The 8,204-nt window shown below is 51.1% G+C and carries 14 protein-coding genes; 12 read left to right on the top strand and 2 right to left on the bottom strand.

From position 1 onward, the window contains the following. Positions 1–39: 39 nt before the first annotated feature. The 8 genes from C6A40_RS23275 (at position 40) to C6A40_RS23235 (ending at position 4,481) form a co-directional block, all read left to right on the top strand. Positions 40–354 (top strand): hypothetical protein, encoded by a 315-nt coding sequence (locus tag C6A40_RS23275; RefSeq protein ID WP_112020745.1) that lies wholly within the window; start codon positions 40–42, stop codon positions 352–354. Between the two features lie 108 nt (positions 355–462). Beyond that, positions 463–621, top strand: a complete 159-nt coding sequence (locus tag C6A40_RS23270) for a hypothetical protein (RefSeq protein WP_226878501.1) — start codon at positions 463–465, stop codon at positions 619–621. Positions 622–698: 77 nt separating this feature from the next. Further along, complete coding sequence (locus C6A40_RS23265) at positions 699–1,160, top strand: hypothetical protein (protein ID WP_114191439.1); 462 nt, start codon at positions 699–701, stop codon at positions 1,158–1,160. Between the two features lie 89 nt (positions 1,161–1,249). After that, complete coding sequence (locus tag C6A40_RS23260) at positions 1,250–1,450, top strand: hypothetical protein (protein WP_013087182.1); 201 nt, start codon at positions 1,250–1,252, stop codon at positions 1,448–1,450. 40 nt (positions 1,451–1,490) lie between these two features. Further along, positions 1,491–2,282, top strand: a complete 792-nt coding sequence (locus C6A40_RS23255) for an N-6 DNA methylase (RefSeq protein WP_114191438.1) — start codon at positions 1,491–1,493, stop codon at positions 2,280–2,282. Between the two features lie 42 nt (positions 2,283–2,324). Then, positions 2,325–2,660: a hypothetical protein gene (locus tag C6A40_RS23250; protein ID WP_114191437.1), complete on the top strand. Its 336-nt coding sequence runs from the start codon at positions 2,325–2,327 to the stop codon at positions 2,658–2,660. A 689-nt stretch (positions 2,661–3,349) separates the two neighbouring features. Then, entirely contained in the window at positions 3,350–3,643 is a 294-nt protein-coding gene (locus C6A40_RS23240) for a hypothetical protein (RefSeq protein WP_048209990.1), read from the top strand. 16 nt (positions 3,644–3,659) lie between these two features. Then, complete coding sequence (locus tag C6A40_RS23235; RefSeq protein WP_045354836.1) at positions 3,660–4,481, top strand: DUF932 domain-containing protein; 822 nt, start codon at positions 3,660–3,662, stop codon at positions 4,479–4,481. A 28-nt stretch (positions 4,482–4,509) separates the two neighbouring features. Here C6A40_RS23235 and C6A40_RS23230 read toward each other — a convergent pair whose 3' ends face one another. Continuing rightward, positions 4,510–5,049 (bottom strand): lytic transglycosylase domain-containing protein, encoded by a 540-nt coding sequence (locus C6A40_RS23230; protein ID WP_045354834.1) that lies wholly within the window; start codon positions 5,047–5,049, stop codon positions 4,510–4,512. 644 nt (positions 5,050–5,693) lie between these two features. Here C6A40_RS23230 and C6A40_RS23225 point away from each other — a divergent pair. After that, positions 5,694–6,080 carry a relaxosome protein TraM gene (locus C6A40_RS23225; RefSeq protein ID WP_045620741.1) on the top strand — a complete coding sequence of 129 codons (387 nt, stop codon included), beginning with the start codon at positions 5,694–5,696 and terminating at the stop codon, positions 6,078–6,080. A gap of 37 nt (positions 6,081–6,117) precedes the next feature. Here the strand turns inward: C6A40_RS23225 and C6A40_RS23220 are convergent, their stop codons facing one another. Continuing rightward, positions 6,118–6,759, bottom strand: a complete 642-nt coding sequence (locus C6A40_RS23220) for an Arc family DNA-binding protein (RefSeq protein WP_048209991.1) — start codon at positions 6,757–6,759, stop codon at positions 6,118–6,120. Between the two features lie 172 nt (positions 6,760–6,931). Between C6A40_RS23220 and C6A40_RS23215 the strand changes: the two genes are divergently transcribed. From C6A40_RS23215 to C6A40_RS23205, 3 genes are read left to right on the top strand one after another with little or no spacing between them, the layout of a single operon-like run. Beyond that, entirely contained in the window at positions 6,932–7,309 is a 378-nt protein-coding gene (locus tag C6A40_RS23215; RefSeq protein ID WP_114191436.1) for a type IV conjugative transfer system pilin TraA, read from the top strand. 3 nt (positions 7,310–7,312) lie between these two features. After that, positions 7,313–7,615 carry a type IV conjugative transfer system protein TraL gene (traL, locus tag C6A40_RS23210; protein ID WP_023327727.1) on the top strand — a complete coding sequence of 101 codons (303 nt, stop codon included), beginning with the start codon at positions 7,313–7,315 and terminating at the stop codon, positions 7,613–7,615. 6 nt (positions 7,616–7,621) lie between these two features. Next, entirely contained in the window at positions 7,622–8,203 is a 582-nt protein-coding gene (locus C6A40_RS23205) for a TraE/TraK family type IV conjugative transfer system protein (RefSeq protein WP_114191435.1), read from the top strand. The last annotated feature ends 1 nt before the right edge of the window (position 8,204 follow it).

The raw sequence follows: 8,204 nt of genomic DNA, 5'->3' as shown, positions 1-8,204 counted from the left end.
CAGGGAGATGGCCAGCCATCACCACAGGAGAAAACCAGGATGCACACACGAAACGTCAACGTCAAAACCGCCGCTCAAGAATCTTCCAGAAAGATGGGGGGAAAAACCGTGTCGTACACGATCCTCGTCGCTGAGACGAAAAAAAACTCTGAGGAGGAATCGGACGTTCTGGAGTTCAGCAGCCTTGCAGAGCTGAAGAAACTGCGCAGAAACTGCCCCGAAACGATGCGCTGCACCTATTTCTACGCCCTCAGCAGCGGCGTCGATAAACAGTTCCGCCATATCCATGTGGCTGAAGCAGACCACTTCAAACAGTTTGTGCGCCTGATCGAGCGCGCAGGTATCGACATTTAAATCCGGTTCACCCCGTGCGGCACCCGCCGCACGGAACCTCATCAGACAGGAGCCAGAAACATGAGCGTTAACACCCCGACCGCAAAGGCCTGTTCCGGAAATGGGCATATGTCAGGCCCGGAGCCTAAAACAGCCTCTCTCATTGCGATTTATGGCAATGAGGCGAGCTATTCATGGAACGTTCTGGAGGATCTGAAAGCTGCAGGTGCTTCTTATACCCGCAGAAACATTATCGCCGATATGTTCCGCCGTCTGGGCGTTCAGTAACCCGGATTTTCCTTCGACCCGATGCGGTGCTGTATAGCAGTTACCGCCCGGAACTAAATCAAACAGGAGCCTGAAAGATGAACGTTAATCCTCCGACCGCTGCACCAATGGCCTTTTTCGTTCCGTCTCATAACGCCGTTTATGACCGCGCAACACAGCTGGACGGGCAGTGGGTGACTCAGCGTGAAGCGAAAACGCTGGAATCCCTGCGCCGTCTCTATCCGGATGCGGAGCTGATCCCCGCGACTCTGGTACAGGAAAAGCAGAATGACGGCTATCGCCGTCCCTGGGCGGAAATCACCGAAGCCCGCTACATCGACCAGCTGGAAACACTGCCGCCAGTGGACTGGTGCAGAGGGTATGGCGGGGAGTCGTTCAAGTCGATGGAGTTTACAGGTGGGGATGTGACCGCGATTTTTGTCTGGTACGGCGAGCGCTTCTTTGAGTGCCACGACCTGCACACCCGCCATCACCGGGAGCTGATTGGCGACGTGATCGCCCGTTTCTGTCTCGATGCGCCGCTGAATTCCGCGCATTAAAAAAGCAGGGTTGCCCCTGCTTTCTCAACGCCGTATCTGGCCGACCAAAACGAGATACGGCAATCACAACCAAAGTAAGGAGATTGATCGTGAAATTTGACCCGCAAACTGTCGCACAGGCGAAGGCATTTGTAAATGCCCTCCGCGCCGGAAAACGCGCTCGCGTACCCGCGCTGCGCTTCTCACAGTGGCAGCCGTTCCTGTCCGTGGTAAATGCCGAAACGGGCTACGCCACCGATGCTGACTGTGGTCTGGCTGTCAGCGTCTACCCGGCGCTTGGACTGGCTTAACAGGAGACGGCCGCCTGCGGGCGGCCGGTAAGGAGAAACCATGTCACAACTGAGTTTTGAATCCCTGTTCCTGGCCGACCAGGCTGATCCGCAGCCGCGGGCTTCCGCACCGGCCCGGATGCTGTCGCCAGCTGAGGCGCGTAAAGAATTCGCCAGTGTCTTCCGTCAGATGGCGAAAAATATGCGCCGTTCCGAAGTGTTCCGCGACTTCATCACCCTCGCAGCCAGCGAGCTGGATATGGCCCGTATTCGCTCGCCGGAGAACATCGAAAACAGCCGTCGCATCTGCGAACGGTATCAGCCGGACGATCTGGACGCCATGAAGCAGCTGTTCTGCCTGTTGGTGGAGGGGCTGGCGGGTGACATTCATGATTTCCTCGGCGCTCTGTATATGGAGCAGGAGCTGGGCGCGGACGAAATGGGGCAGTATTTCTCCCCGTCCTGCATCTCCCGCCTGATGGCCGGACTACTCATGCCCGGCGCTCAGGAGACGATAAAGCGTGAGGGGTGGATGACGCTCGATGAGCCTGCCTGTGGTAGCGCCGGAATGGTCATTGCCTTTGCATACTGGATGGCTGAAGCGGGATATAACCCTTCACAACAGCTGTATGCCACCTGCACTGACATCGATCCAATGGTGGCAGATATGGCCTTTATCCAGCTGGCACTGCTGGGTATACCCGCGAAAGTCGTGACCGGTAATACGCTGACCCTGAAAGCGAACCGAGTGCGTTACACCCCTGTTTATTACTTCAATGACTGGCAGGGCCGTCTGGCATTTCGCAGTCGTCTGGATGCAATGAAAAAATTTCTGGCCACCGTGGCCGCCTGACTGACAGAGCGGCAGGGCAGACCTGCCGCAGGGAGAGAGAAAATGACAAGCAACACACTGAACGCTGTTCCGGCCACCGTGCTGGAGACGATGGCAGAACGCCTGCAAGGCCAGGCTGAACCGATAAAAATCCGCAGCAACGACGATCACGCCGCGCTGGCTGCAGATGTGCTCTGGAAATTTACCCGTAAAACCGGGCTGAACAGGGAAAGCGAAAGCGTGCAAACTGTCATCACGGATTTTCTGGCCAATCTGCTGCACCTGTGCGAACAGTGCGAGCCGGACGGGGCTGGCATCGAGGGATTTAATGCCCTGCTGAATATGGCCATGATGCACTATGAGCAGGAAAACGGAGGGGACAGCGAAGAACCTGTTTGATCGGGAGTCTGTGCCCTGATGGATACCATCAGGGCAACCGCAAAAAAACGCATCCCCTTCGGGGAAACGGGGAGGGCGAAAGCGCCTCCGGCGCTCCTGCCGTTCCCCGTTGCTGTGCTTCACTCCTTACCTGCGAGCATAGCCAGCATCCTGCTGGTTAACTTTCTCTGCTGCAGCTCAGTGGCCATAACCTGAAAACAGGGCAGGGTGATGGCCCCCTTCGGCTCCCGGCCAGCGCTGCTGCCCGGTCGTCGAGCCCCACTCCGCCAGGGCGGCCGCTGCGCACCCGCCAGGCTCCGCCGAACCCCTTCGGGTTTCGGGCCATACGGCTAGGGTCTGATGGCGAAGGTCAAAGGCTGCGGCTTCTCCGGCCGTGCCGTCCGGAACGCCTTCACCGCGCCGGCTGATGCCGTCGCTTTAAGGCCGCCACGCCGTTCCGACGTGTCGGGTGCGTGCATCCTGTTCACCCGGTGAAGCCATCCCCCGTGTGTCCTCACGCGGAGGGCTGCTTGTAGCACCGTCGGGTCGTCATCCAAGGGGTGAAATGCACTCCGCCAAAACTTTTTGCGTGCCGCAAAAACTTTTGTCTCCGCCCCTTTCCTTCCGCCCTTCGCCGTTGCTCCTTTGCCCTTTGCCGCGAGAGAACTCACCAGGGAGATGGACTGCCATCACCACAGGAGAAAACCAGGATGCACACACGAAACGTCAACGTCAAAACCGCCGCTCAAGAATCTACCGGAAGATGTGATTCAAACCTCACCACGTCCCAGTTTACGGATCTGTTTTGCTGGGTCCTGGCCGCATCGGAAGGGGAGCCACAACCGGTAATTTTTACGCCGCCAGAGAATGCCACTGAGCTGACGTTAATAAATGACGAATGCCCGGATTATATCTCTGTCTGGGTTGTAGATGGTCGCCCTGTGGCAGCTGCAATGCCGCTGGATAATTTTTACCGCGTTATTTCTTCATCTTTAACTAAATAATCAGGAGTAAATAAAAATGGTCAGTTTCGCAAGCCGCTATCGTATGCCTACCTCGATCCGCAAAGACCGTCCGCTGACGAATGATGAATTACAGCTCATCGTTCCGAGCGCGTTCTCATCGGATAAACACGATTCACGCTCTGAACGTTATACGTATATCCCGACCATTAACATTCTTGATCGCTTACGTGATGAAGGTTTTCAGCCATATTATGCAACTCAGTCACGTACACGTGACCAGGATAAACGCGACTTCACAAAGCATATGCTTCGCCTGCGCCGTCATGACCAGATTAACGGAAAAGAAGTACCGGAAATTATTCTGCTGAATAGCCATGATGGTTCAAGCAGCTATAAAATGATCCCCGGTATGTTCCGTCAGGTTTGCAGTAATGGTCTGGTTGCATGGAAGGATTTTGGTGAAATCCGTGTGCCCCACAAAGGGGATATTGTCGGGCAGGTTATTGAAGGCGCTTACACGGTGCTGAAAACATTCGACGCGGTTGATGAAAATATTGACCTCATGAAAAGCATTCAGCTCACTTTGCCTGAGCAGCGCCTTTTTGGTGCGACCGCCCTGGAACTTAAATACGATGGAAAACCAGCGCCGATTACACCGGAGCAAATTATTAACCCTCGCCGTGTGCTCGACAGAGGCCAGGATTTATGGACCACGTTTAACGTGGTGCAGGAAAATGTGATCCGTGGGGGAATTCGTGGCAGAACGGAAAAAGGGAAGATGACCAGAACGCGGGAAGTCACCGGAATAGATGGTGACATCAAATTAAATCAGGTGCTCTGGAAAATGGCGGAGGAGTTTGCAAAACTGAAGGCCTGAAAATTAAGCCGCTCAACAGAGCGGCTTTTTACTGCCCGCCGTTAAGCGATGCTGTTTCTGTAGTTTTTATCTCATGCTCCTTACCCGCAGCAGGCGCGAGACGTTCAGAAAGTAACTTTTTTCTGGCCAGTAATACGCGATATATATTTTTGATATCCTGTGCATAGGCCTTGCGCTGCGTAATGAGCTTTTTACTCGGCCCCGTATTATACATCCCCACGCTGTCCCAGTTTTTTCCGTATGACCTGAAGTTGTGCGCCAGTATCCATGCACCCGTATAAACGCAGATACATGGATCATTTAACAGGCGCTCACGGGTAATATTGAAGTTTTTAAGTTTACCGTAATGAGAGCTGTTCACCTGCATCCCACAGACATCTTCTGTCCCATTCCTGTTTGATCCATTTATCGCATCTGGTACCAGATGGCTCTCTTTAATCGAAATTGACATAAGCAGAAGCGGATCAATTTGATAATCTTTCCCGGCCTGATCAAAGCACATCTGCGGAGCTGCGCCAGCAGATAGTGAAAGAGTCAGCAAAGCAGCAGGTAGTAACGATATTTTCATGGTTTGGCCTTTTAGCGAAATAAACGGGCCCTGGAGAGGCGCTTTAAAAAATACCCCGGCGGATCGTCGTAATCAAGTAAATTCACTACAAACGCGCGTGAGCGCTTTCCTGCGGGGATTTAACACCTGCCCGAAATAAACATGTCAGAGCAGTAGCCGGTATTAACATGCCGCTCTTTACTAACCCTTTAAAACATCACACCCCACGCAAGACTTCGTCTTGCAGATTTTTTCTTTTAATTCAGATGTATACCTGTGCTTATTATGCGGAATTATGCTGTGTGAACGATAAAGGTGTGTGCATCAGCACACATTGCAGTGCCTGAACCCCACACACTACAGTGCCTAATCAAGCACTGTAGTGTGTGCTAATCCAGCACTGCTGAGTGTGGGGATTGTGTGTATTCAATAAATAGAGTAACTTAAAAATGGGTAGTGCCTGATGAACACACATCACAGTGCCTGATGCACACACATGGTGGTGCCTGATGCACACACATGACAGTGCCGGATTAGCACACATCCAAAAGCCAGATTCACGCAAATCCTCAGTAAGTTACAGAACAACGTAACTCCGGAAACTGACATATAAGTAGCATTGCAGTGCCGCATCAGGCACTGCATGAAATTTTTGAGAAAATATCATGCCAAGAAAGAACATCTACTTTAAAGATAAAATTGACAGAGAAATAAATGATATTCTTGAGATTGAGTTACAAAAGGGCGCAACAACGTCTGACATGAACTATTCTTCAATAGTCAACGAATTAGTTCGACTCGGACTGATGGTATACAAATCAAAGGAAGAGGGCTCAACTTTCGATCTCGATGGTTTCCGACGCGACCTCATTAAGAAAGTCTCTGGCTCACGTGAAGGTATTATGATTCTCACCGCACTTGTCTCTGATATCTTTGTCACGATGAAGGGGCCAGACTCTGGAGTGAAGCTTGAAGAACTGATAAATGCCAACATCAGCTCGATTAACGATGCAGAAGATAAGGCTGAAAAAGACCACTTCCTGACGGATTAATTATTGGTTTCAGGCCGGACTTTTCCGGCCCTGTCGATCACTGAGGCTCACCCTCATCCCACGGAAGGTCTTCCTTTTCCACCTCCGTGATTTTTTCTTTTAAAAAAACTTCAAATTCCATACACAACACTTTCAGCGCCTGCGCATCCTCATTCTGGTCAAGCAATCTCTCAGTAAAATATCCAAGCGTATTCATTAACCTGGTGAGCATTTCGTCATTCAGACTACGGTTATGCACCTTCGCCATTGCCCTGATTTCATCTGCAAGGTTTTCAGGAATTCGCATGCTATATCCGGTTGTTTTCCCCGGAAGCAAAACTCTTTCACCCTCACGCCACATCCACAATTGCTCCTGCTTGGGCGAGGATTTAATTTCTCCAGCATCATCAAGAGATTCACCATCAAGTAATTGCCCTAGCCACTCTTCAAATCTCACCGCCAGAGCAATGAGCCGTTCACCCTCCGCAGTTTTAATGACAGGCTTGCCGGGCTGATAATTCAGCGACAACAAAAGCCTGGCAATAATTTCCTCATTCACACTTCTGTTGCCAGCTCTGGCACATATTCTCAGCTCCATAAGCAGATTATCCGGTGCACGCAATCGCCACTCCACCGCCTCACCTGGCTGGAACTTGCGTGGACGGCCGCGACCATCCCACATTTTTTCTTTTACTTTCATAGCTATAGATCCCGTAGGCCATTTCCGAACTTACTGGTCAACAAAGCCTACCCACTTACATATTCGGATAAATCTGAATGGTTACAAAAAGTGTGATATGCGTCACAGTTTTTTTTTTTTAGGGTCATGGGACAATTGCGCCCGCGTAAACAAGCACTTACGCGATTCACTTTTGTTTACTTCGGAGAAAACAAACACGTTAACCAAAGGCAGTGCCCTTAACGTCGGTAAGGGATGGGCGGTAGCGTCTTTATTCCGCAAAGCACGCGAAAATCGCCAGGCTAAATTTTACTTAAAGTCAGCAGGCGCTTTTTTAATTGCACTTATGGTCACTCACCCGGCATTCGCGTCTGGTACCGACCTTCTTTCCTCGCAGAACGCCACGGTTAATTCCACCTTCGGCTCCGGCTCATCACTGGTTAAATGGTTCTACATCGCCGAAATCATCATGGGCCTGTTTATTTACATTAAGGCCCGCTCACCACTGGTATTCGTCGGTATCGTTATGGCAATCATCTTTACCCGTGTCGCCTTCGGTATCGCGAGCTAAATGATGAACGGGGAAGGAGATAAATATAACTTCCCGGAAACAATGAACCAGCAGAACCGCTATTTAGGCTTACCGATTGACGAATTGATTGTTACCGCACCCCTTTTAGTTTTGGGGGTGCTTAACAACCTGTCACTCGAACTTGGTGTAATCGCGGGAATCCTCTGGTTCATCGTCAGATATCTGAAAAAAGGGCAGGGGTCGTACTGGTTGCTTAATTTCTGCTACTGGCACCTGCCATCACTTTTATTCAAAGTAACCTTTCGCCAGATACCTGACTCAAGTTTCCGGCACTGGAGGGCATAGTTTTTCATGAAACTGAATATTAAAGGAGAGCGCGATAAACAACTCCGCTATGCGTTTATTGGTCTTTCAGCTTTAACTTTACTCATGAGCGCAGGGAATGTACTGACAGGGTCACTGGCATGGTATTTCGCCACAACCCAGAAAACCATCACCACGCCGTTAACGTTTAACCGCCCATTTGCATCAGATTCTAAAAGTGTCGATGCGACCGGTCTGACACAGTTCGCCGCTTCCTTTATTTACTGGCGACTCAACGTTACCCCGGAAAACATCGAACATAACCAGAAAATGATTCTTGGATTTGTCCCCTCCGCCGAACGGGACGTACTCAAGAAAGCCCTGGACATAGAAACTGAGCGCATCCAGAAAGCGGGCATCACCACCCAGTTCGACACGAAAGAAATTCGCGTCATGGATGATGGCTCCGTGCAGTACAGCGGGGTACTGAAATCCTCCACCACAAACGGCGCAATCATCACGCCACTGAAAGACCAGGAAAAAACCTACCGACTGAAACTGAGTTATGACAACGGTGTGATTAACCTCCACAACTTTGAAGAACTCAAGCCGGTATCGTCCACTAACTGAC

This window comes from Enterobacter sp. GER_MD16_1505_Eko_090, assembly GCF_003331015.1.
In the GTDB taxonomy this organism is placed as follows: Bacteria; Pseudomonadota; Gammaproteobacteria; order Enterobacterales; family Enterobacteriaceae; genus Enterobacter; species Enterobacter roggenkampii.
This window is presented reverse-complemented; position numbering and strand designations above follow the sequence as displayed.

Excerpts from the sequence above, each read along its gene's own strand:
- C6A40_RS23275 (WP_112020745.1), top strand. The coding sequence starts at position 40 with ATGCACACACGAAACGTCAACGTCAAAACCGCCGCTCAAGAATCTTCC.
- C6A40_RS23270 (WP_226878501.1), top strand. The coding sequence starts at position 463 with ATGTCAGGCCCGGAGCCTAAAACAGCCTCTCTCATTGCGATTTATGGC.
- C6A40_RS23265 (WP_114191439.1), top strand. The coding sequence starts at position 699 with ATGAACGTTAATCCTCCGACCGCTGCACCAATGGCCTTTTTCGTTCCG.
- C6A40_RS23255 (WP_114191438.1), top strand. The coding sequence starts at position 1,491 with ATGTCACAACTGAGTTTTGAATCCCTGTTCCTGGCCGACCAGGCTGAT.
- C6A40_RS23250 (WP_114191437.1), top strand. The coding sequence starts at position 2,325 with ATGACAAGCAACACACTGAACGCTGTTCCGGCCACCGTGCTGGAGACG.
- C6A40_RS23240 (WP_048209990.1), top strand. The coding sequence starts at position 3,350 with ATGCACACACGAAACGTCAACGTCAAAACCGCCGCTCAAGAATCTACC.
- C6A40_RS23235 (WP_045354836.1), top strand. The coding sequence starts at position 3,660 with ATGGTCAGTTTCGCAAGCCGCTATCGTATGCCTACCTCGATCCGCAAA.
- C6A40_RS23230 (WP_045354834.1), bottom strand. The coding sequence starts at position 5,049 with ATGAAAATATCGTTACTACCTGCTGCTTTGCTGACTCTTTCACTATCT.
- C6A40_RS23225 (WP_045620741.1), top strand. The coding sequence starts at position 5,694 with ATGCCAAGAAAGAACATCTACTTTAAAGATAAAATTGACAGAGAAATA.
- C6A40_RS23220 (WP_048209991.1), bottom strand. The coding sequence starts at position 6,759 with ATGAAAGTAAAAGAAAAAATGTGGGATGGTCGCGGCCGTCCACGCAAG.
- traL (WP_023327727.1), top strand. The coding sequence starts at position 7,313 with ATGAACGGGGAAGGAGATAAATATAACTTCCCGGAAACAATGAACCAG.
- C6A40_RS23205 (WP_114191435.1), top strand. The coding sequence starts at position 7,622 with ATGAAACTGAATATTAAAGGAGAGCGCGATAAACAACTCCGCTATGCG.